Below are 23,283 nucleotides of genomic sequence, written 5' to 3' on the forward strand. Positions count from 1 at the left end.
ATCAGTGAATTTGTTGAAGACTTTCAAAAGATTTTTTTGCAAATTCCGTAATTTACTTGAATCTTCCCTAAAAAGGTAGTATAATAAATCTATAGAAAACGCTTACAGAAATAGGAGGGTGTATGGATAAGAAAAAAGCTTTAAAAACCTTTATGACAGGTGAAAATTTTCACCTCCAGCACTATCTGGGAGCTCATAGGGAAGAAAAAAATGGAGAGTATGGCTATACTTTTCGTGTGTGGGCGCCTAATGCTCAGGCTGTTCACTTGGTAGGGGATTTCACTAATTGGGTTGAAAATCAAATTCTGATGGAACGGAATGAATTTGGAGTCTGGGAAGTCTTTACCAGTCTTGCTCAAGAAGGCCAAATTTATAAGTACCATATCACACGTGCAAATGGTCATCAGCTGATGAAGATTGACCCTTTGGCTGTACGGTATGAGGCACGACCTGGGACTGGTGCTATTTTAACAGATATTCCAGAAAAGAAATGGAAGGATGGTCTCTGGCTAGCCCGTAGAAAACGCTTGAGCTTTGAAGAGCGTCCTGTCAATATTTACGAGGCTCATGCTGGCTCTTGGAAGAGAAATCCTGATGGCAGCCCCTATAGTTTTGCTCAATTGAAAGATGAACTTATTCCTTACTTGGTTGAGATGAACTATACTCACATTGAGTTTATGCCTTTGATGTCTCACCCACTCGGTTTGAGTTGGGGTTATCAGCTTATGGGTTACTTCGCTTTAGAGCATGCCTATGGTCGTCCTGAAGAGTTTCAAGATTTTGTTGAGGAATGTCACTTAAACAATATAGGCGTTATTGTAGACTGGGTACCTGGTCACTTTACTATCAATGATGATGCCTTGGCCTATTATGATGGAACACCGACTTTTGAATACCAAGACCATAATAAGGCTCATAACTATGGTTGGGGAGCACTCAATTTTGACCTTGGAAAGAATGAAGTCCAGTCTTTCTTGATTTCTAGTATTAAGTTTTGGATTGACTTTTACCATCTAGATGGTATTCGTGTGGATGCAGTGAGCAACATGCTCTATCTTGACTACGACGATGCTCCATGGACGCCTAATAAAGATGGGGGCAATCTCAACTACGAGGGATATTATTTCTTAAAACGTTTGAATGATGTCATTAAACAAGCTCATCCAGATGTTATGATGATAGCTGAGGAAAGTTCATCAGCTACTCAGATTACTGACACCAAGGATTCAGATGGTCTAGGATTTGACTACAAATGGAATATGGGTTGGATGAATGATATCCTCCGATTCTACGAAGAAGATCCGATTTATCGTAAATATGACTTTAACCTGGTGACTTTTAGCTTTATGTATGTCTTCAAGGAGAATTATCTCCTACCATTCTCGCACGATGAAGTGGTTCATGGCAAGAAGAGTATGATGCACAAGATGTGGGGAGATCGTTATAATCAATTCGCAGGCTTGCGTAATCTCTACACTTACCAAATTTGTCACCCTGGTAAGAAATTACTCTTCATGGGTAGTGAATATGGGCAATTCCTAGAATGGAAATCTGAAGAACAGTTGGAATGGTCTAATCTAGAAGATCCAATGAATGCTAAGATGAAGTATTTCACTTCTCAGCTAAACCAGTTTTATAAAGACCACCGCTGTCTGTGGGAAATTGATACCAGCTATGATGGTATTGAAATCATCGATGCGGATAATCGAGACCAGAGTGTTCTTTCCTTCATCCGTAAGGGTAAGAAGGATGATATGTTAGTCTGTATCTTTAATATGGCACCTGTTGAACGAAAAGATTTTACAATCGGACTTCCTGTTGCAGGGATTTACGAAGAAGTCTGGAATACTGAGTTAGAAGAGTGGGGAGGCGTTTGGAAAGAACACAATCAAACTGTGCAAACACAAGAAGGACTTTGGAAAGATTATGAGCAGACCTTGACCTTTACCCTACCGGCTATGGGAGCAAGTATATGGAAAATCAAACGTCGCTTGAAACCTACTAAAACCGTCACAAGTAAAAACCAAAAAGGAGTAGAAAATGAAGAATGAAATGTTAGCTTTGATTCTTGCTGGTGGGCAAGGAACTCGTCTCGGTAAACTCACTCAAAGCATTGCAAAACCAGCTGTGCAATTTGGTGGGCGCTACCGTATCATTGACTTTGCTCTTTCAAACTGTGCCAACTCAGGCATCAACAATGTTGGAGTCATTACACAGTACCAACCGCTTGCTCTCAACAACCATATTGGGAATGGTTCAAGTTGGGGTCTAGATGGGATTAATTCTGGTGTCTCTATCCTTCAACCTTATTCTGCAAGTGAAGGAAATCGTTGGTTTGAGGGGACTAGCCACGCTATTTACCAAAATATCGACTATATCGACAGTGTCAACCCTGAGTATGTCTTGATTCTGTCTGGGGATCACATCTACAAAATGGACTATGATGATATGCTCCAGTCTCACAAGGATAATAATGCTAGTTTGACAGTCGCAGTTCTTGATGTTCCTCTTAAGGAAGCTAGCCGTTTTGGTATTATGAACACAGATGCCAATAACCGCATTGTTGAATTTGAAGAAAAACCAGCTCAACCTAAATCTACCAAAGCTTCTATGGGAATTTACATTTTTGATTGGCAACGTCTGCGCAATATGCTCGTTGCTGCTGAAAAGAGCAATGTCGATATGTCAGACTTCGGTAAAAATGTCATTCCAAATTACCTTGAGTCAGGTGAAAGTGTTTATGCCTACGAATTTAATGGTTACTGGAAAGACGTTGGTACGATTGAGTCGCTTTGGGAAGCGAACATGGAGTACATTTCTCCAGAGAATGCCTTGGACAGCCGTAACCGTCAATGGAAGATTTACTCAAGAAACTTAATTTCACCACCAAACTTCCTTGGGGCAAATGCTCATGTGGAAGATTCCTTGGTTGTCGATGGCTGTTTTGTAGATGGAACTGTTAAACATTCTATCCTTTCAACAGGTGCGCAAGTTCGCGAAGGGGCAGAAGTAGTAGATTCAGTTATCATGAGTGGTGCAATTGTTGGTCAGGGAGCTAAAATCAAACGTGCCATTATTGGTGAAGGCGCAGTTATTTCTGATGGTGTCGAAATTGATGGAACAGAAGAAGTACAAGTTGTAGGATATGATGAAGTAGTGGGGGTAGCAACAGATGAAGATTGATAAATATTCTGCCATTTTAGGAAACACAGTTGGTTTTCATGATATGTCAACATTGACCGACCACCGTCCAGTAGCTAGTTTGCCATTTGGTGGTAAATATCGTTTGATCGACTTCCCGCTCTCAAGTCTTGCTAATGCTGGTGTGCGTAGTATTTTTGGTATTTTCCAACAAGACAATATCAGTTCAGTCTTTGACCATATCCGTTCTGGTCGTGAGTGGGGCTTGTCAACTCTTCTTAGCCACTACTATCTAGGTATTTACAATACCCGTGTGGAAAGTAGTACAGTTGGAAAAGAATACTACCAACAGCTTCTTACTTATTTGAAACGTTCTGGCTCAAACCAAACAGTATCACTTAACTGTGATGTTTTGATTAATATTGATCTGAACCAAGTATTCCACCTACACAGTGCAAATAAGGGGCCTATCACTGTAGTTTATAAAAAACTACCTAAAAAAGATATTTCAGAAGTAAATGCAATCTTGGAAGTGGATGAAACAGACCATGTTCGTTCTCACAAACTCTTTGATAGTAAATCAACAGATGAAGTTTACAATATGTCTACAGATATCTTTGTCGTTGATACACCGTGGTTGATTGAACGCTTAGAAGAAGAAGCTAAGAAAGAACATCCAGAGAAATTGCGTTATGTTTTACGGGATTTAGCTGCAAAAGAAGGGGCTTTTGCCTACGAGTACACAGGTTATCTAGCAAATATTCATTCTGTAGAGTCTTATTACAAAGCTAACAAAGATATGCTTGAATCACAAAAATTCTACTCTCTCTTCTCACCAAATCAAAAGATTTATACAAAGGTCAAGAATGAAGAACCGACCTACTATGCTAACACATCGAAGGTAAGCACGTCTCAGTTTGCTTCTGGTAGTATCATTGAGGGGGAAGTGGCTAATTCTGTTCTATCACGTAATATTCATGTGCATAAGGATAGCTTGGTTAAAGATAGCATCTTATTCCCTCGTGTTGTTATTGGAGAAGGTGCTCAGGTAGAATATGCTATCTTGGACAAGGGTGTTGAAGTTGCGGATGGAGTTGTGATCCGTGGAACTGCAGAACATCCAGTCGTCGTTAAGAAAGGTGCTAAAGTAACAGAGGATATTCATTCATGAAAATTTTATTTGTAGCAGCTGAGGGTGCACCCTTTTCAAAAACAGGTGGTTTGGGAGACGTCATTGGCGCTCTTCCCAAATCACTGGTAAAAGCTGGGCACGAAGTTGCCGTAATTTTACCCTACTATGACATGGTAGAGGCTAAATTTGGAAATCAGATTGAAGATGTTCTTCATTTTGAGGTGAGTGTTGGTTGGCGCAGACAGTATTGTGGAATTAAGAAAACAGTATTAAATGGTGTCACTTTCTACTTTATCGATAATCAATATTATTTCTTCCGTAGTCATGTTTACGGTGATTTTGATGACGGAGAACGCTTTGCCTTTTTCCAACTGGCTGCCATTGAGGCTATGGAAAGGATTGACTTTATCCCTGATCTTCTCCATGTTCATGACTACCATACAGCTATGATTCCTTTCTTGTTGAAGGAAAAATACCGTTGGATTCAAGCCTATGAGGGCATTAAAACAGTTTTAACAATTCATAATTTAGAATTCCAAGGACAATTTTCAGAAGGAATGTTGGGTGATTTGTTTGGAGTTGGCTTTGAACGATACGCTGATGGCACCCTTCGCTGGAACAACTGTCTGAACTGGATGAAGGCTGGTATTCTTTACGCAGACCGTGTGTCAACTGTTTCACCTAGTTATGCTCATGAAATTATGACTAGTCAGTTTGGATGTAACTTGGATCAGATTCTTAGGATGGAGTCTGGTAAAGTTTCTGGTATCGTGAATGGGATTGATGCTGACCTTTATAATCCTCAGACGGATGCCCTTTTAGACTATCATTTTAATCAGGAAGATCTGTCTGGAAAAGCCAAGAATAAGGCAAAATTACAAGAGAGAGTTGGCTTGCCAGTTAGAGCTGACGTTCCACTGGTGGGAATTGTTTCTCGTTTGACACGTCAAAAAGGTTTTGATGTGGTGGTGGAAAGTCTGCACCATATCTTGCAAGAAGATATTCAGATTGTTCTTTTGGGAACTGGAGATCCATCCTTTGAGGGTGCTTTCTCATGGTTTGCTCAAATCTATCCAGATAAGCTATCAGCAAATATCACTTTTGATGTCAAACTAGCTCAAGAAATCTACGCTGCTTGTGACCTCTTTCTCATGCCAAGTCGTTTTGAACCATGTGGCTTGTCTCAAATGATGGCTATGCGTTACGGAACCTTGCCATTGGTTCATGAAGTTGGTGGTTTACGAGATACAGTTCGCGCTTTCAATCCAATCGAAGGAAGCGGTACTGGCTTTAGCTTTGACAATCTGTCTCCTTACTGGTTAAATTGGACTTTCCAAACAGCTTTGGACCTGTATAGAAACCACCCTGACGTTTGGAGAAACTTACAAAGACAAGCTATGGAGTGTGATTTCTCATGGGATACAGCCTGCAAGTCATATCTAGACTTGTACCAAAGCTTAGTTAATTAATAGATAAAATCGTATGATGACTTCATACGATTTTTGGGCTGTTTAGAGAGGAAAACTGATGTCTCAAGTAAAAGGCTTGTGTGTTATGGATGTTGATGGAACCTTAATCCTAGAAGAAGTGATTGATCTTTTAGGAAGAGAGGCAGGTTTTGAGGAAGAAATTTCGCAGATTACAAGTCAGGCGATGCGAGGAGAGTTAGACTTTGAAAGCAGTTTACGAAAAAGAGTGTCCTTGTTGGAAGGTCTTCCTGTTTCGGTCTTTGATAAAGTCTTCAAGTCTATTCATCTATCGCCAAATGCACAGAAATTTATCTCTATTCTCCAAAAGAACGGCATCCTAGTTGGTCTGGTGTCCGGTGGATTTACACCAATAGTTGATAGATTAGCAAAATCACTTGGCATTGCTCATTTCTCTGCCAACCAACTTGAAGGCAAAGATGGTCTTTTAACTGGAAAATTGATTGGACAAATTATCAGTCCCCAGGTTAAAAAAGAGACTCTGGAACAATGGAGAAAGGAACTAAAACTTTCTAAAGAAAGAACGATTGCAATCGGTGATGGGGCTAATGACTTATTAATGTTGAAGTCAGCAGGGCTAGGAATCGCCTTTTGTGCCAAAGAAGTGCTCAAAAAAGAAATACCGAATCATGTTGACAAGAGGGATTTTTTAGAAGTTCTTCCTTTGATTGATTGTTTAGAATGAGGGAAAATATGAAGATTGTAATTGCACCAGATTCATTTAAGGAAAGCTTGATCGCTGAAGGGGTAGCTGAAGCAATAAAAAGAGGCTTCCAACAATCGATAGCAGATGTAGAATGTCTTCTCTGCCCTGTTGGTGATGGTGGCGAAGGTACAGTAGATTCCATTCGACATTCTCTTGACCTTGAAGAAAAATGGATCCAAGTGACAGGACCTTTTGGACAAAAAGAAGCCATGCGCTATTTTCAAAAAAGTCAACTGGCACTATTTGAAGTTGCCGACTTGGTTGGCCTTGGAAAAATTCCGCTAGAGAAACGAAATCCACTGCAAATCCAAACTTGTGGTATTGGAGAGTTGATTCGTCATCTCATTGCTCAAGGGATTACAGAAATCTATATCGGCGTTGGTGGCACGGCCAGTAATGATGGAGGACTGGGGATTGTTGCTGGTTTAGGTTATCAATTTTATGATAAGAATGGAAATGTCTTGCCCGCTTGCGGTCAATCCTTATTGAACTTAGCTTCTGTTTCAACAGAAAATCTCTATGAAATTCCTGAAGATGTGCAAATTCGTATTTTAGCAGATGTCGTGAGTCCCTTATGTGGTCCTCAAGGTGCGACCTACATTTTTGGAAAACAAAAAGGCCTAGATCCTACTATGTTTGCAGTCGTAGATCAGGCAATCCAAAATTTTTATGAAAAAGTCTCGCCTGCAACATTAGAAATTAAAGGAGCAGGAGCTGGTGGAGGAATTGCTGGCGGTTTGTGTGCCTTTGCTCAGGCAAATATCGTGTCTGGAATTGATAGCTGCTTGAACTTAATTAACTTTGATAAGAAAGTTTCACATGCTGACTTGGTTGTTGTAGGAGAAGGAAGGCTAGATAGTCAAAGCTTATCAGGTAAAGCGCCTATAGGCGTAGCAAAAAGAACCCCTGTCGGAGTTCCTGTCATTGCTATTTGTGGTAGTATTGCTGAGGATTTACCTCCCTTACCATTTGAGAATATCCAAGCAGCTTTTTCTATTTTGGAGAAAAGTGAACCTTTAGAAGATAGTTTGAAAAATGCCAGTCTCTATTTGGAGCACACGGCTGCCAATATAGGGCATTTATTAAATATGCGCAAGATCTAGCCAAACCATTTCTTCCAGATGGATGTTTTGGCTGGTTCTTCCTTTTTAACTTCCCAAAGTTTTGCAAAAGCAAGTCGAAGGTCCTTTTCTTCTACTTGTACTGGTGCATTGCTATGGATAATCAGACCAAAAGGAGAAGAAGTATGCTCTTCAGATACAATAGTAGCTTGACTATCAGTTTCTTTAGCTTCTTTTAAGTAGAAAACTTGCTTGTCAAATTCGATATTTGGTGAAATCTTCACAAATAGTGGTTCTGCTTTTTCCTGAAGGTTTTCTAAAATAGATAAAAAGCCTTTTTCTAACTGAGGGCTATTTGCTGTGTCAATATCTGCATATCCAAGAACTCTTTCCTCAAAAGTACCAAGATAGCGTCTTTGCTCATCTGGATTTAATTTTGCTCCACCATGAGCTTTTTCAAGTAATTGTTTTGATAAATCTGTCATGAAAACAGTATATCATAAAAGTTAGAATAAAACAGACAAAAGAAAGCGATTACTTTATAAAGTTAAGGAAAATTTGCACAAAGATAACGTTTTTTCTTGAAAAAGGAGGGGTTTTAAGGTATTATAGAGGTGTAAAAAATTTAACTCATAAGGAGAGTAAAAAATGTCAATTATTACTGATGTTTACGCTCGCGAAGTCCTAGACTCACGCGGTAACCCAACACTTGAAGTAGAAGTTTACACTGAATCAGGTGCTTTCGGACGTGGTATGGTTCCATCAGGAGCTTCTACTGGTGAACACGAAGCAGTTGAACTTCGCGACGGTGACAAATCTCGTTACGGTGGTCTTGGTACACAAAAAGCTGTTGACAACGTAAACAACATCATTGCTGAAGCTATCATCGGCTACGATGTACGTGACCAACAAGCTATCGACCGTGCTATGATCGCACTTGACGGTACTCCTAACAAAGGTAAATTGGGTGCAAACGCAATCCTTGGTGTGTCTATCGCTGTAGCTCGTGCTGCTGCTGACTACCTTGAAATCCCACTTTACAGCTACCTTGGTGGATTCAACACTAAAGTTCTTCCAACTCCAATGATGAACATCATCAACGGTGGTTCTCACTCTGACGCTCCAATCGCTTTCCAAGAGTTCATGATCTTGCCAGTTGGTGCGCCAACATTTAAAGAAGCTCTTCGTTACGGTGCTGAAATCTTCCACGCTCTTAAGAAAATCCTTAAATCACGTGGTTTGGAAACTGCCGTAGGTGACGAAGGTGGATTCGCTCCTCGTTTCGAAGGAACTGAAGACGGTGTTGAAACTATCCTTGCTGCGATTGAAGCTGCTGGATATGTTCCAGGTAAAGACGTATTTATCGGATTTGACTGTGCTTCATCAGAATTCTACGATAAAGAACGTAAAGTTTATGACTACACTAAATTTGAAGGTGAAGGCGCTGCTGTTCGTACATCTGCAGAACAAATCGACTACCTTGAAGAATTGGTTAACAAATACCCAATCATCACTATCGAAGATGGTATGGATGAAAACGACTGGGATGGATGGAAAGCTCTTACTGAACGTCTTGGTAAGAAAGTTCAATTGGTTGGTGACGACTTCTTCGTAACAAACACTGACTACCTTGCACGTGGTATCCAAGAAGGTGCTGCTAACTCAATCCTTATCAAAGTTAACCAAATCGGTACTCTTACTGAAACTTTTGAAGCTATCGAAATGGCTAAAGAAGCTGGTTACACTGCCGTTGTATCACACCGTTCAGGTGAAACTGAAGATTCAACAATCGCTGACATCGCAGTTGCAACTAACGCAGGACAAATCAAGACTGGTTCACTTTCACGTACAGACCGTATCGCTAAATACAACCAATTGCTTCGCATCGAAGACCAACTTGGTGAAGTAGCTGAATACCGTGGATTGAAATCATTCTACAACCTTAAAAAATAAAATAGTTCAGTGAACTATTTTATCCCGAACCTTGAAATTCAAAAGTTCGGCCGTTGATTTAACAAAGTTTCTAGCCCCTCGGATTTTATCCGAAGGGCTTTTTTCTGTTCAGGAGGCAAAAAAGGGGCAGTGTTTATGGTATAATAGACAAAAATACGTGAATTAGAAAGAAATTATGTCTAAAGAAATTGATATTGAGTATTACTACCAGCTGGCCTTGCAAAAGCAAAAGGAGCACCGTAAAATTTTAGCCAATTTAAAGAAAAAGCCATCAAAAAATTTAGATAAGATAGCCCAGCAGATACACCAAGAAGTCTTTGAGGAGATTGATTGTACCGCATGTGCTAACTGTTGTAAGACTTTGGGACCGGACTTTAAAGAAGCGGATATTACACGAATCGCCAAGTATTTTAAGATGAAATTACCCGCTTTTGAAGCAGAGTTTCTGCAGGTAGATGAAGATGGTGACAAGGTTTTCAAATCTATGCCTTGTCCATTTCTAGGAGGAGATAATCTCTGTTCTATTTATGATGTTCGGCCAAAGGCCTGTCGAGAGTTCCCCCATACAGACCGTAAAAAAATCCATCAAATCAATCATTTAACGATTAAGAATACTTTGACCTGTCCAGCAGCCTATCTCTTTGTTTAGAAATTAAAGGATAAGTTATAGAGATTTAAAGGATAAAAAATCTCTAATAATAACTAGAGATATGAAGGGAGAACTCTGTGCCTAGACCTAAAACAAAAGAGGAGCTAGTACTAGCCTCTAAGGAAAACTATGAAAAGCTTAATCGTTTCATCTCCCAACTAAGTGAAGATGAGTTACAGACTCCATTTGATTTTTTAAGAGACCAAAAGAAAAAAGAAGTTCACTGGAAAAGGGATAAGAATCTGCGGGATGTCTTAATCCATCTTTATGAATGGCAGCAGTTACTTTTGACTTGGGTACATTCTAATCAAAAAGATCACGAAAGACCTTTTCTCCCTGAACCTTATAATTGGAAAACTTATGGAGAAATGAATGTCGCTTTTTGGAAGAAGCACCAGAGAACGTCCTTAGAAGAAGCGACCAAACTCCTCAATCAATCGCATAAAGAGGTTTTAGAGTTGATGGAAGGCTTCAGTAATGACGAACTTTTTAATAAAGGTGTCTATAAGTGGACGGGTGGGACAAGTCTAGGTTCCTACTTTGTCAGTAGCACGTCAAGCCACTATGATTGGGCTATCAAAAAACTTAAAGCACATCAGAAGAATTGTAAGCGTCGCTAGTTAAAGTGGGTATGGATTTTAGAAAAGGTTCTTCTAAGCTTCGAATAGCTTAGTTATCTTCATTTTTGAGTTCTTCTAGCTTTAGAATCCTTCAAAAATTAAAATCTAAGACAATCAATGTCTTATAATAGTGCGAAAACATTTAGTTTATAGGAATTCTAAACCTAGAATTGCATGGATATTTATGAAGTTAGAGTATTCGATAGTTAGGATTGTTCTATTCTGAACGATTTGAGCTGTCAATTGGATAGGAGAGTGTTTTTTTATGTTAGATTCTAGTAAAAATGATTGGATAGATAATATCAAAGAAAAATCAAAATCATAATTTTGTTTAATATGGTACAATATTTCTAATAATTTAAACATAATGAGGTAGTAATTTATGGATGAAGCTTTATTTTTTGGCGAAGATGACTTCGATATTCTTGATATTGATGGTTATAAACTAAAACCCTCATCGTTTTTTAATAAGTTACCAGAAATAGCCAAACCTTTAGTCAAAAATGCAAATAAAATCTTATCTGAAGTAGAAAAAATGTTATATTCCGCTCCAGCCTTTATCAATGTTGTCCAATCTAGTATACCTGAAGAGGTTTTTCAGGCAATTCTTTCTCCGGAACAACGGGAACAAATTGCTCAAGGAGTGTTAAAATTAATGACAAAGAAAGATGGCTCTCTCTTGGCTGTATTAGTAGATACTAATACTAATAAAGTCATTGGAAATGTACCATTGAAATCTGTTAAATTGACACCAGAATTAAATAAAGCGTTAGCTGATTATTCGTCACAAATTCAAATGGCTCAGATTGCAGAGGAGATTCAAAATGTACAATATGCTATTGAGGACGTCAGAAAAGGACAGGAGTCAGATAGACTTGCCATAGCCTATAGTTGTCAACAGAAACTCTTGCAGGCTAGAGAGATATCAGATCCAAACATTAGAACAATGATGTTACTGCAAGTTATTTCAGATGCAGAAGATAGTCGAAACCTTCTAATGCTTAGTCAAAAATCTAATGTAAATTTTATTAAAGAACAACCAGATTCTACTTGGGGGAAGTTATTAAAAGGGGATAAACCAGATAAAATTGAAGCTCGTATGAATGAGATTAGAGATGGATTAGCAGCCGTAAATATCGTTTCACTATCAGCAGCAATAGCTTATAATGAGTTGGGCGAGAAAAAGGCTGCTCAAAAAAGTTTGGATTACTTTGGGAAATTTATTAACGAAACTTATCTCAGTTCTCAAGAATTAGTAGAGAGACTTGATCTACTTGATCCTTCGCCTACAAATTACTGGACAAAAGAATTGCCAAAAATTGAAACTTCTATAATGAAATTGCCAAATAAACCAGATGCTATTGAGACAGAGGTGCTAGAATGAAAGAAATAAAAAAATGCAAGACATGTACTAGGGATTTACCATTAAGTTATAAGCACAATAAGTGCGAATCGTGTAGAAACAAAAAAATAGATGAAGCAAAAAAGATACTTAAAGTTGTTGGACAAGTTGGAAGTGTGGTTACTCCAGTTGTAGTTGGTATGTTGATGAATAAAACTAAGAAAAAGAAGAAATAAACTAATCTATTAAGTACCTAGAAAGGAAAACCTCAAATTGTCCTACAAATTTCTACTTTTCGACCTCGACCACACCTTGCTTGATTTTGATGTTGCTGAGGATGTGGCTTTGACGCAACTTCTAAAAGAAGAAGGGGTTGCAGATATTCAGGCTTATAAAGACTATTACGTTCCTATGAACAAGGCTCTCTGGAAGGACTTGGAGCAAAAGAAAATCAGTAAACAAGAGCTGGTTAACACGCGCTTTTCTCGTTTATTTGCTCATTTTGGACAGGAAAAAGACGGTAGTTTTCTAGCCCAGCGTTACCAATTTTACCTCTCCCAGCAGGGGCAAACTTTTTCAGGTGCTCATGAACTCTTAGATAGCCTCATCGAGCGAGATTTTGACTTGTATGCTGCGACAAATGGCATTACTGCCATTCAGACAGGACGTTTGGCTCAATCGGGTCTGGCACCATATTTCAATCAAGTCTATATCTCTGAACAGTTGCAAACACAAAAGCCTGATGCTCTCTTTTATGAAAAAATCGGTCAACAGATTGCTGAATTTAGTAAAGAAAAGACGCTGATGATTGGAGATTCTCTCACCGCAGATATCCAAGGTGGTAATAATGCTGGGATTGACACTATCTGGTACAACCCTCATCACTTAGAAAATCACACACAAGCCCAGCCGACTTACGAAGTCCATTCTTATCAAGACTTGCTGGATTGCTTAGATAAACTGTAAAAAGTGGTTTAGATAGCCACTTTTTGCTATAATAGAGGCAGTAAAAACGAAGGAGTCGGCTATGCAACACTCATCTTGGCATGCTTTGATTAAGGGACAATTACCTGAAGGTTATTTCGGGAAAATCAATCAGTTTATGGAGCAGGTCTATGCTCAGGGGACTGTTTATCCGCCTAAAGAAAAGGTTTTTCAGGCTCTCTTGACAACACCGCTAGAAGAGGTTAAAGTGGTGATTCTAGGGCAAGATCCCTATCACGGGCCGGGTCAAGCGCAGGGCTTGAGTTTTTCTGTACCTGACTCTATCCCGGCTCCGCCATCCTTGCAAAATATCTTGAAAGAATTGTCAGATGATATCGGGGTCAAGAAATCTCATGATTTGACAGCTTGGGCTGAACAAGGAGTCTTGCTTCTTAATGCTTGTTTGACGGTTCCTGCTGGACAGGCCAATGGTCATGCTGGTCAGATATGGGAGCCTTTTACGGATGCTGTGATTCAGGTGGTCAATCATCTAGATAGACCAGTCGTTTTTGTACTCTGGGGAGCCTATGCACGTAAGAAGAAGGTCTTGGTTACCAAGCCTCACCATCTGATTATCGAATCAGCCCATCCCAGTCCTTTGTCAGTTTATAGAGGATTTTGGGGTTCCAAGCCTTTTTCCAAGGCCAATGCATTCTTAAAAGAGACAGGACAAGAGCCAATCGATTGGCTTAGATAAGGAGAAAATATGCCTCAGTTAGCGACGATTTGCTACATTGATAACGGGAAAGAACTGCTTATGCTTCACCGTAATAAGAAGCCCAATGATGTCCATGAAGGGAAATGGATTGGTGTGGGTGGTAAGCTAGAGAGAGGAGAGACCCCTCAGGAATGCGCGGCGCGTGAAATCCTCGAAGAGACGGGACTGAAAGCCAAGCCAGTTCTAAAAGGTGTTATCACTTTTCCTGAATTTACGCCAGATTTAGACTGGTACACCTATGTTTTTAAGGTGACAGAGTTTGAAGGGGACTTGATTGACTGCAACGAGGGGACGCTAGAATGGGTTCCTTATGATGAGGTTTTGAGCAAGCCAACTTGGGAAGGTGACCATACCTTTGTTGAGTGGCTTTTAGAGGATAAACCCTTCTTTTCAGCCAAGTTTGTTTATGATGGGGATAAATTGTTGGATACCCAAGTTGATTTCTATGAATAAAGGAGAAAGCAGATGCTACTAATCAAAAATGGTCGTGTAATGGATCCCAAGTCTGGTTTGGATCAAGTTTGTGATGTCTTAGTTCAAGATGGGAAAATTATCAAAATTGCGCCTGAGATTAAAGAAGAAGGAGCAGAGATAATTGATGCTACTGGTCTTGTAGTTGCTCCTGGCTTGGTCGATATTCATGTTCATTTCCGTGAACCTGGTCAAACCCACAAGGAAGATATTCATACGGGTGCCCTAGCAGCCGCTGCAGGTGGTTTTACAACTGTTGTCATGATGGCTAATACCAGTCCAACCATTTCAGACGTGGAGACTTTGCAAGAAGTTCTCCAGTCAGCTGCCAAGGAAAAAATCAATGTCAAGACGGTTGCGACCATTACTAAGAATTTTAATGGCCAAGATTTGACAGACTTTCAGGCACTCTTAGAAGCAGGTGCGGTTGGTTTCTCTGATGACGGTATTCCACTTGAAAGTAGTAAAGTTGTCAAGGAAGCCATGGAGGAAGCTAAAAAGCTTAATACCTTTATTAGTCTTCATGAGGAAGATCCAGGTTTGAATGGGATTCTTGGCTTTAATGAAAATATTGCTAAAGAACATTTCCATATCTGTGGTGCAACTGGGGTGGCTGAGTACGCTATGATGGCGCGTGATGTCATGATTGCCTATGCAACTAAGGCTCATGTTCATATTCAGCATTTGTCCAAGGAAGAAAGTGTTAAAGTAGTGGAGTTTGCTCAAGGGCTAGGTGCGCAAGTCACAGCAGAAGTAGCGCCACAGCATTTCTCTAAGACAGAAGCACTTCTTTTGACACAAGGTAGCAATGCTAAGATGAATCCACCGCTTCGTTTGGAATCAGACCGTCGTGCCGTGATTGAAGGTCTCAAGTCAGGTGTCATCACAGTTATCGCGACTGACCACGCGCCTCATCATGCAGATGAGAAAAATGTCGAAGATATTACCAAAGCGCCATCTGGTATGACTGGCTTAGAAACATCTCTATCTCTTGGATTGACTTATTTGGTCGAAGCTGGTGAGTTAAGCTTGATGGAATTACTCGAAAAAATGACATACAACCCATCCAAGCTTTATAACTTTGAAGCAGGTTACTTGGCTGAGAATGGTCCAGCGGACATCACTATTTTTGATGCTAAGGCTGACCGCCTTGTGGACTCCCATTTTGCTTCAAAAGCAGCTAATTCACCATTCATCGGTGAAATCTTAAAAGGGCAAGTTAAATATACCATCTGTAAGGGACAAATCGTCTATCAAAACTAGGTGGGAGTCTGCTCTGTAAACAAAAAGAATAGAGAGCCTATATGTACCAAACCCATCATTTTAAAGATAAGTTTATCTTATTTTTAAAGATATTTTTCCCTATCCTGATTTATCAATTTGCCAATTATTCTGCATCCTTTGTTGATACGACTATGACAGGTCAATACAATACCATGGACTTGGCTGGTGTGTCTATGGCAACCAGTATCTGGAATCCTTTCTTTACCTTTCTAACAGGGATTGTATCGGCCTTGGTGCCCATCATTGGTCACCATCTTGGTAGAGGTAAAAAGGAAGAAGTTGTGTCAGATTTTTACCAGTTCATCTATTTGGCCTTGTGCCTATCTGTGGTCTTGCTGGGAATGGTACTTTTCTTGGCACCACCAATCTTGAATCATATCGGACTAGAAGCACCAGTGGCTGCAGTAGCGGTTCGTTATCTCTGGTTTTTATCTGTTGGGATTATCCCTTTGTTGCTCTTTAGTGTCATTCGTTCCTTGCTGGATTCGCTGGGCTTGACCAAACTGTCCATGTATCTCATGCTTTTGTTACTCCCTCTCAATAGCGGATTTAACTATCTCTTGATTTACGGTGCCTTTGGAGTTCCAGAGCTGGGAGGGGCTGGTGCTGGTTTAGGAACATCCTTGGCCTACTGGGTCTTGCTTGGGATTTCTGTTCTGGTTTTATTTAAACAGGAGAAGCTCAAAGCCTTACACCTTGAGAAACGAATTCCGCTTAATATGGATAAAATCAAGGAAGGAGTTCGTTTAGGTCTTCCTATTGGGGGAACTGTCTTTGCGGAAGTAGCTATCTTTTCCGTGGTTGGCTTGATTATGGCTAAGTTCTCGTCCTTGATTATCGCTAGTCACCAGTCAGCTATGAACTTTTCATCTCTCATGTACGCCTTTCCCATGAGTATCTCATCGGCTATGGCTATTGTCGTTTCCTATGAAGTGGGAGCCAAGCGATTTGATGATGCGAAAACCTATATTGGTCTAGGAAGATGGACTGCCCTCATTTTTGCGGCTTTCACCTTATCTTTCCTTTATATTTTTAGAGGAAATGTGGCCAGTCTTTATGGTAATGACCCAGAATTTATCGATTTGACTGCGCGCTTTTTGACTTACAGCCTCTTCTTCCAGTTAGCAGATACCTTTGCGGCACCCCTTCAGGGAATTTTACGGGGTTATAAGGATACAGTTATTCCTTTTTACCTTGGTTTGCTTGGTTATTGGGGAGTAGCAATCCCAGTGGCTATGGTATTTGATTCCCTAACAGATTTTGGAGCTTATTCTTACTGGATTGGTTTGATTATTAGTCTAATTGTGAGTGGGGCGCTCTACCGTTGGCGTCTAACTGTTATTATGAAGAGATTTGAATCTTTAGAAAAATCTAAACGCTAAAAAGTTTGTGAAAAAATATTCTTATTAAGAAAATCCCTTGTTCTCATTGGTTTTTCTTTTTTATTTTGTGAAATTTCTTTTAGAAAAACTTTGACAGTATTTGTCAAAAACGGTAAAATAGTAAGGTAAGAAGAAAGTTAGAAAGGCAAGAAGATGTCAACTTTAGATAAAAATCTTTTGCTAGAAATGTTCCGCAAGATGGAAGAAATCCGTCGTATGGACTTAAAAATTGCTCAATTAGTAAAGAAAGGGAAAGTGCCAGGAATGACGCACTTTTCTGTTGGTGAGGAAGCCGCTAACGTGGGGGCTATGTTGGCTCTCAATCCAGATGACCTAATTACCTCAAACCACCGTGGTCATGGACAAGCTATTGCCAAAGGGATTGACCTAAACGGAATGATGGCTGAAATCCTTGGTAAATACACTGGAACCTGTAAAGGTAAAGGTGGTTCTATGCATATTGCTGACCTTGATGCTGGTAACCTTGGTGCCAATGGTATCGTAGGTGGTGGTATGGGAATCGCTGTTGGTGCAGCCCTCAGTCAGCAAATGCAACATACTGGAAAAATCGTTGTCTGCTTCTTTGGAGATGGTGCGACTAACGAAGGTGTTTTCCACGAAGCAGTGAACATGGCTTCTATCTGGAACCTGCCAGTCATTTTCTATTGCATTAACAACGGTTATGGAATCTCTGCTGATATTAAGAAAATGACCAATGTAGAACATATCCATCAACGTAGCGCCGCTTATGGAATCCCTGGAATGTTCATCGAAGACGGTAACAATGTCATCGACGTCTATGAAGGATTTAAGAAAGCTGTTGATCATGTTCGCAGTGGTAATGGTCCAGTCTTGATTGAAAGTGTAACTTATCGCTGGCTTGGTCACTCATCATCTGACCCTGGTAAATATCGTACACGTGAAGAAGTGGAATTGTGGAAACAAAAAGACCCAATCGAAAACCTTCGCAAGTACCTCATTGAAAACACTATTGCAAGTGCCGAAGAATTGGAAGAAATCCAAGCGCAAGTCAAGGAAGCAGTAGAAGCTTCTGTTAAATTTGCAGAGGAAAGCCCATTCCCACCGCTTGAATCAGCATTTGAAGATATTTACGCAGACTAAGGAGAAAGAGATAAAATGGAAACAAAAACAATGTCCTTCCGTGACACCATTATCCTTGCTATGTCTGAGGAAATGCGTCGCGACGAAAATGTGTTCTTGATGGGAGAAGATGTCGGTGTCTTCGGAGGAGACTTCGGTACTTCTGTTGGAATGCTTGAAGAATTTGGTCCAGAACGTGTTCGTGACTGTCCTATTTCTGAAGCTGCCATCTCTGGAGCAGCAGCAGGAGCAGCCATGACAGGACTTCGCCCAATCGTCGATATGACCTTCATGGACTTCTCGGTTATTGCCATGGACAATATCGTTAACCAAGCCGCTAAAACACGTTATATGTTTGGTGGTAAAGGTCAGGTTCCAATGACTGTCCGTTGTGCAGCAGGTAACGGAGTTGGTTCTGCAGCCCAGCACTCGCAATCACTAGAGTCTTGGTTTACTCACATTCCAGGACTTAAGGTTGTAGCACCAGGTACACCTGCGGATATGAAAGGACTACTCAAGTCTTCTATCCGTGATAATAACCCTGTTATCATTCTTGAGTACAAGTCAGAATTTAACCAAAAAGGGGAAGTACCAGTTGATCCAGACTACACGATCCCACTTGGGGTTGGCGAAATTAAACGTGAAGGTACGGATGTAACAGTTGTTACTTACGGAAAAATGCTTCGCCGTGTGGTTCAAGCTGCTGAAGAATTAGCAGAAGAAGGCATTTCAGTTGAAATTGTTGACCCACGTACACTTGTTCCGCTTGATAAGGATATTATCATTAACTCAGTGAAGAAGACTGGTAAGGTTGTTCTGGTCAACGATGCCCACAAAACAAGTGGCTATATCGGTGAAATTTCAGCTATTATTTCAGAATCAGAAGCATTTGACTATCTAGATGCACCAATTCGCCGTTGTGCAGGAGAAGATGTTCCAATGCCTTACGCGCAAAACCTAGAAAATGCAATGATTCCAACAGTTGAAAGCATCAAAGATGCCATCCGAAAAACTTATAATAAAGAATAAGTTTACATAAAACAAGTTATGTAAAAAATAAAGCTGACGAGAAACTTTGTATCTTTTAGGTGCAAAGCTCTTCGTCATTAATATCTTAGATTAGAGCATGGGCTAAAAGCTCGGAAAAAAGATAAATCTCCTTGGCTTCATCGAAGCCATCGTCGATTTCCTATTTTTCAGTCGCTTTTGACGCCCTTTGTATCATTTAATTTAATTGAATTCGGACGGAGGTCTGCGAAAAAAAGATAGATTTCCTTGTGTTCATCGAACACATCGTCAATCTCCTATTTTTTCATTGCCCTCTGAGTCCTTAATATCTTAGTATAGAATTGGAGAGGTCATGGCTGATAACAAGCTAAGAGCGACTCCTGCAGCTAGAAAGTTGGCGGATGATCTAGGGATCAACCTCTACGACATTTCTGGCTCAGGTGCAAACGGTCGTGTCCACAAAGAAGACGTGGAAACTTATAAAGACACAAACGTGGTTCGCATTTCGCCACTTGCAAAACGAATTGCCCTCGAACATAACATTGCTTGGCAGGAAATCCAAGGAACTGGTCATCGTGGTAAAATCATGAAGAAGGATGTTTTGGCCCTGCTTCCTGAAAATATCGAAAACGATACCATCAAGTCTCCTGCTCAGATTGAAAAAGTGGAAGAAGTTCCTGATAACGTAACACCATACGGTGAAATCGAGCGTATTCCAATGACACCAATGCGTAAGGTTATTGCCCAACGTATGGTTGAATCTTACCTAACTGCGCCAACCTTCACTCTCAACTATGAAGTTGATATGACTGAAATGTTGGCCCTTCGTAAGAAAGTTCTTGATCCAATCATGGAAGCAACTGGGAAGAAGACTACTGTAACAGACCTTCTTTCACTTGCTGTTGTGAAAACCTTGATGAAGCATCCTTATATCAACGCTTCATTGACAGAAGATGGCAAGACCATTATCACTCATAACTATGTCAACCTTGCCATGGCAGTTGGGATGGATAATGGATTGATGACACCTGTTGTTTACAATGCGGAGAAGATGAGTCTTTCGGAACTGGTTATAGCCTTCAAGGATGTCATCGGTCGTACCTTGGATGGTAAATTAGCTCCAAGCGAACTGCAAAATTCAACATTTACTATCAGTAACTTGGGAATGTTTGGCGTTCAGTCCTTTGGTCCTATCATCAACCAACCAAACTCAGCTATCCTTGGTGTGAGCTCGACAATCGAGAAGCCAGTTGTCGTCAATGGTGAAATTGTGATTCGCCCAATCATGAGTCTTGGTTTAACAATTGACCACCGTGTCGTAGATGGTATGGCTGGTGCTAAGTTTATGAAAGACTTGAAAGAATTGATTGAAAATCCAATCTCAATGTTGATTTAAGAACAAGAGTGTTCATTTTTAAGATATAGATAAAGGAAGGAAGACATGGCCTTAGAAGTAATTATGCCAAAAGCCGGCGTGGATATGACAGAAGGACAAATCGTCCAATGGAATAAAAAAGTCGGAGAATTTGTAAAAGAAGGAGAAATCCTTTTGGAAATCATGACTGATAAAGTCAGTATGGAGTTGGAAGCCGAAGAAGATGGGTACTTGATTGCTATCCTTAAAGGGGACGGTGAAACAGTTCCTGTAACGGAAGTTATCGGTTACCTCGGAGAAGAAGGGGAAAACATCCCAACAGCTGGAGCAACAGTGCCAGAAGCTAGCCCAGAACCTGCAGCAAGTGCCTCAAACGATGATGGTAAGAGCGATGATGCTTTTGATATCGTTGTGATTGGTGGAGGTCCTGCTGGTTATGTTGCAGCCATTAAAGCTGCCCAACTCGGCGGTAAGGTTGCCCTTGTTGAGAAATCTGAACTTGGTGGAACCTGCTTAAACCGTGGATGTATTCCAACCAAGACCTACCTTCATAACGCTGAAATTATCGAAAACATTGGTCATGCCGCAAACCGTGGTATCGTGATTGAAAATCCTAACTTCACTGTTGATATGGACAAACTTTTAGAAACTAAATCTAAAGTTGTTAATACTCTTGTTGGTGGTGTTGCAGGACTTCTTCGTAGCTACGGAGTTACTGTTCATAAGGGTATCGGTACTATTACTAAAGACAAGAATGTCTTGGTAAATGGTTCTGAATTGCTTGAAACCAAGAAAATCATCCTTGCCGGTGGTTCAAAAGTCAGCAAGATCAACGTTCCTGGTATGGAATCTCCACTTGTCATGACTAGTGACGACATTCTTGAAATGAACGAAGTTCCAGAAAGCCTTGTTATCATCGGTGGTGGAGTTGTCGGTATCGAACTTGGTCAAGCCTTTATGACATTTGGTTCAAAAGTGACTGTTATCGAAATGATGGACCGTATCGTGCCAGCCATGGATGCAGAAGTGTCTAAGAATCTTCGCTTGATTCTTGAGCGTAAAGGTATGACCATCTTGACTGGTACTAAACTGCAAGAAATCATCGAGGAAAATGGTCAACTTCGTATCAAGATTGAAGGAAAAGACGATATCATCGCAAGCAAAGCTCTTCTTTCAATTGGTCGTGTGCCAGACCTTGAAGGTATTGGAGAGGTTGAGTTTGAATTGGATCGTGGTCGTATCAAGGTCAACGAATACATGGAAACTTCAGTTCCAGGTATCTATGCACCTGGTGACATCAACGGTACTAAGATGTTAGCTCACGCAGCCTTCCGTATGGGTGAAGTTGCCGCTGAAAATGCTCTTAAAGGAAATCATGCTGTTGCCAAATTGAATTTGACTCCTGCAGCTATCTACACTCTTCCTGAAGTAGCAGCAGTAGGGTTGACAGAAGAACAAGCCCGTGAGAAATACGATGTTGCCATCGGTAAGTTCAACTTTGCGGCTAACGGACGTGCCATTGCCTCAGATGCAGCTCAAGGTTTCGTTAAAGTTATTGCGGATAAGAAATACGGAGAAATCCTTGGTGTTCATATCATCGGTCCTGCAGCTGCAGAATTGATTAACGAGGCATCAAGCATTATCGAAATGGAAATTACTGTTGAAGAAATGCTGAAGACTATCCACGGACACCCAACCTACTCTGAAGTGATGTACGAAGCATTTGCAGATGTTTTAGGAATGGCCATCCATTCACCTAAGAAAAAATAAAAGAAAGATAGAATAGACTGGAAAGATATTTTCCAGTCTCTATCGTATAAAGGGATATCATGAAATATATTATCAATCATTCAAACGACACTGCCTTTAATATTGCCTTGGAAGAATATGCCTTTAAACACTTACTAGATGAGGATCAAATCTTCCTACTTTGGATTAACAAGCCATCTATCATTGTTGGTCGTCACCAGAATACCATCGAAGAAATCAACCGTGATTATGTTCGCGAAAATGGTATTGAGGTAGTTCGCCGTATTAGTGGTGGTGGAGCTGTTTACCACGATTTAAATAACCTCAACTACACGATCATTTCAAAAGAAGATGAAAACAAGGCTTTTGACTTCAAGAGCTTCTCAACTCCAGTTATCAATACTTTGGCTCAACTTGGGGTTAAAGCTGAGTTCACAGGCCGTAATGACCTTGAGATTGATGGTAAGAAGTTCTGTGGCAATGCCCAAGCCTATATCAATGGCCGTATCATGCACCACGGTTGCTTGCTCTTTGACGTTGATTTGTCAGTCCTCGCAAATGCCCTCAAGGTTTCAAAGGACAAATTTGAATCAAAAGGTGTGAAATCCGTCCGTGCCCGTGTCACCAATATTGTCAATGAATTACCAGAAAAAATCACAGTCGAAGAATTCCGTGACTTACTCTTGGAATACATGAAAAAAGAGTATCCAGAGATGACAGAATACGTTTTTTCTGAGGAAGAATTGGCTGAAATCAATCGCATCAAGGATACTAAGTTTGGTACTTGGGACTGGAACTACGGTAAATCACCTGAATTTAACGTCCGTCGTGGAACAAAATTTACCAGTGGTAAGGTGGAAGTCTTTGCTAACGTTACTGAATCAAAAATCCAAGATATCAAGATTTATGGTGACTTCTTTGGTATTGAAGATGTTGCTGCAGTAGAAGATGTCCTTCGTGGAGTGAAATACGAACGCGAAGATGTCCTCAAAGCGCTAGAAACCATTGATATCACACGCTACTTCGCTGGTATTAGCCGTGAAGAAATCGCTGAAGCGGTAGTTGGATAAACCAAAAAGAAGTTGGTTGTAGGACCAGCTTCTTTTTTAAAATTATATAT

22 protein-coding genes are annotated in these 23,283 nt (G+C 40.4%); 21 read left to right on the forward strand and 1 reads right to left on the reverse strand.

The features are described 5' to 3' along the window. Nucleotides 1-122: 122 nt before the first annotated feature. The 6 genes from glgB to LG372_RS01330 are packed head-to-tail and all read left to right on the forward strand — an operon-like array spanning nucleotide 123 to nucleotide 7,569. Complete coding sequence (gene glgB, locus LG372_RS01305; protein ID WP_225741926.1) at nucleotides 123-2,051, forward strand: 1,4-alpha-glucan branching protein GlgB; 1,929 nt, start codon at nucleotides 123-125, stop codon at nucleotides 2,049-2,051. Beyond that, the gene (locus LG372_RS01310; RefSeq protein ID WP_020902830.1) at nucleotides 2,041-3,183 is read left to right on the forward strand and encodes a glucose-1-phosphate adenylyltransferase; all 1,143 of its coding nucleotides are present in this window, start codon (nucleotides 2,041-2,043) and stop codon (nucleotides 3,181-3,183) included. The genes glgB and LG372_RS01310 overlap by 11 nt, the downstream gene beginning before the upstream one ends. Further along, a complete protein-coding gene (gene glgD / locus LG372_RS01315; RefSeq protein ID WP_049552641.1) occupies nucleotides 3,173-4,312 on the forward strand; it encodes a glucose-1-phosphate adenylyltransferase subunit GlgD in 1,140 nt (379 codons plus the stop codon). Before LG372_RS01310 ends, glgD begins: the two co-directional genes overlap by 11 nt. Continuing rightward, complete coding sequence (gene glgA / locus LG372_RS01320) at nucleotides 4,309-5,742, forward strand: glycogen synthase GlgA (RefSeq protein WP_225741927.1); 1,434 nt, start codon at nucleotides 4,309-4,311, stop codon at nucleotides 5,740-5,742. The genes glgD and glgA overlap by 4 nt, the downstream gene beginning before the upstream one ends. Nucleotides 5,743-5,800: 58 nt before the next feature. Then, nucleotides 5,801-6,445 (forward strand): phosphoserine phosphatase SerB, encoded by a 645-nt coding sequence (serB, locus tag LG372_RS01325; RefSeq protein ID WP_225741928.1) that lies wholly within the window; start codon nucleotides 5,801-5,803, stop codon nucleotides 6,443-6,445. An 8-nt stretch (nucleotides 6,446-6,453) separates the two neighbouring features. Next, nucleotides 6,454-7,569, forward strand: a complete 1,116-nt coding sequence (locus tag LG372_RS01330) for a glycerate kinase (RefSeq protein ID WP_225741929.1) — start codon at nucleotides 6,454-6,456, stop codon at nucleotides 7,567-7,569. Here the strand turns inward: LG372_RS01330 and LG372_RS01335 are convergent. Beyond that, on the reverse strand, nucleotides 7,566-8,012 hold the full coding sequence (locus LG372_RS01335) for a DUF1694 domain-containing protein (RefSeq protein WP_004254261.1): 447 nt from the start codon (nucleotides 8,010-8,012) through the stop codon (nucleotides 7,566-7,568). The genes LG372_RS01330 and LG372_RS01335 overlap by 4 nt on opposite strands. A 163-nt stretch (nucleotides 8,013-8,175) precedes the next feature. On the opposite strand from LG372_RS01335, the gene eno reads away from it, so the two are divergent. The 15 genes from eno to LG372_RS01410 all read left to right on the forward strand — a co-directional run bounded on the left by eno (nucleotide 8,176) and on the right by LG372_RS01410 (nucleotide 23,233). Beyond that, nucleotides 8,176-9,480 (forward strand): surface-displayed alpha-enolase, encoded by a 1,305-nt coding sequence (eno, locus tag LG372_RS01340; protein WP_000022813.1) that lies wholly within the window; start codon nucleotides 8,176-8,178, stop codon nucleotides 9,478-9,480. Nucleotides 9,481-9,655: 175 nt separating this feature from the next. Then, nucleotides 9,656-10,129: a YkgJ family cysteine cluster protein gene (locus LG372_RS01345; protein ID WP_225741930.1), complete on the forward strand. Its 474-nt coding sequence runs from the start codon at nucleotides 9,656-9,658 to the stop codon at nucleotides 10,127-10,129. Nucleotides 10,130-10,206: 77 nt separating this feature from the next. Then, nucleotides 10,207-10,749, forward strand: a complete 543-nt coding sequence (locus LG372_RS01350; RefSeq protein ID WP_125851671.1) for a ClbS/DfsB family four-helix bundle protein — start codon at nucleotides 10,207-10,209, stop codon at nucleotides 10,747-10,749. A gap of 382 nt (nucleotides 10,750-11,131) precedes the next feature. Further along, the gene (locus LG372_RS01355; RefSeq protein ID WP_225741931.1) at nucleotides 11,132-12,133 is read left to right on the forward strand and encodes a hypothetical protein; all 1,002 of its coding nucleotides are present in this window, start codon (nucleotides 11,132-11,134) and stop codon (nucleotides 12,131-12,133) included. Beyond that, nucleotides 12,130-12,327, forward strand: coding sequence for a hypothetical protein (locus LG372_RS01360; RefSeq protein ID WP_023942550.1), 198 nt, complete (start codon nucleotides 12,130-12,132; stop codon nucleotides 12,325-12,327). Before LG372_RS01355 ends, LG372_RS01360 begins: the two co-directional genes overlap by 4 nt. A gap of 37 nt (nucleotides 12,328-12,364) precedes the next feature. Continuing rightward, nucleotides 12,365-13,057, forward strand: coding sequence for a YjjG family noncanonical pyrimidine nucleotidase (locus tag LG372_RS01365; RefSeq protein ID WP_225741932.1), 693 nt, complete (start codon nucleotides 12,365-12,367; stop codon nucleotides 13,055-13,057). Nucleotides 13,058-13,118: 61 nt separating this feature from the next. Further along, nucleotides 13,119-13,772, forward strand: a complete 654-nt coding sequence (locus tag LG372_RS01370) for a uracil-DNA glycosylase (protein WP_225741933.1) — start codon at nucleotides 13,119-13,121, stop codon at nucleotides 13,770-13,772. A gap of 9 nt (nucleotides 13,773-13,781) precedes the next feature. Continuing rightward, complete coding sequence (locus LG372_RS01375) at nucleotides 13,782-14,246, forward strand: NUDIX hydrolase (RefSeq protein WP_001135768.1); 465 nt, start codon at nucleotides 13,782-13,784, stop codon at nucleotides 14,244-14,246. A gap of 12 nt (nucleotides 14,247-14,258) precedes the next feature. Continuing rightward, on the forward strand, nucleotides 14,259-15,527 hold the full coding sequence (locus LG372_RS01380) for a dihydroorotase (RefSeq protein ID WP_225741934.1): 1,269 nt from the start codon (nucleotides 14,259-14,261) through the stop codon (nucleotides 15,525-15,527). 41 nt (nucleotides 15,528-15,568) lie between these two features. Beyond that, nucleotides 15,569-16,930: a sodium-coupled multidrug efflux MATE transporter PdrM gene (pdrM, locus tag LG372_RS01385; RefSeq protein ID WP_225741935.1), complete on the forward strand. Its 1,362-nt coding sequence runs from the start codon at nucleotides 15,569-15,571 to the stop codon at nucleotides 16,928-16,930. A 153-nt stretch (nucleotides 16,931-17,083) separates the two neighbouring features. Beyond that, the gene (locus LG372_RS01390; RefSeq protein WP_000105356.1) at nucleotides 17,084-18,052 is read left to right on the forward strand and encodes a thiamine pyrophosphate-dependent dehydrogenase E1 component subunit alpha; all 969 of its coding nucleotides are present in this window, start codon (nucleotides 17,084-17,086) and stop codon (nucleotides 18,050-18,052) included. A gap of 15 nt (nucleotides 18,053-18,067) precedes the next feature. Continuing rightward, nucleotides 18,068-19,060 (forward strand): alpha-ketoacid dehydrogenase subunit beta, encoded by a 993-nt coding sequence (locus tag LG372_RS01395; RefSeq protein ID WP_000448714.1) that lies wholly within the window; start codon nucleotides 18,068-18,070, stop codon nucleotides 19,058-19,060. Between the two features lie 331 nt (nucleotides 19,061-19,391). Beyond that, on the forward strand, nucleotides 19,392-20,435 hold the full coding sequence (locus LG372_RS01400) for a dihydrolipoamide acetyltransferase (protein WP_225741936.1): 1,044 nt from the start codon (nucleotides 19,392-19,394) through the stop codon (nucleotides 20,433-20,435). A gap of 45 nt (nucleotides 20,436-20,480) precedes the next feature. Further along, on the forward strand, nucleotides 20,481-22,184 hold the full coding sequence (gene lpdA, locus LG372_RS01405) for a dihydrolipoyl dehydrogenase (RefSeq protein WP_263974031.1): 1,704 nt from the start codon (nucleotides 20,481-20,483) through the stop codon (nucleotides 22,182-22,184). 59 nt (nucleotides 22,185-22,243) lie between these two features. Next, nucleotides 22,244-23,233 carry a lipoate--protein ligase gene (locus tag LG372_RS01410; RefSeq protein ID WP_049491414.1) on the forward strand — a complete coding sequence of 330 codons (990 nt, stop codon included), beginning with the start codon at nucleotides 22,244-22,246 and terminating at the stop codon, nucleotides 23,231-23,233. Nucleotides 23,234-23,283 lie beyond the last annotated feature (50 nt).

Origin of the sequence: Streptococcus sp. Marseille-Q5112 (genome assembly GCF_916700555.1) — a bacterium.
Lineage (GTDB): Bacteria > Bacillota > Bacilli > Lactobacillales > Streptococcaceae > Streptococcus > Streptococcus symci.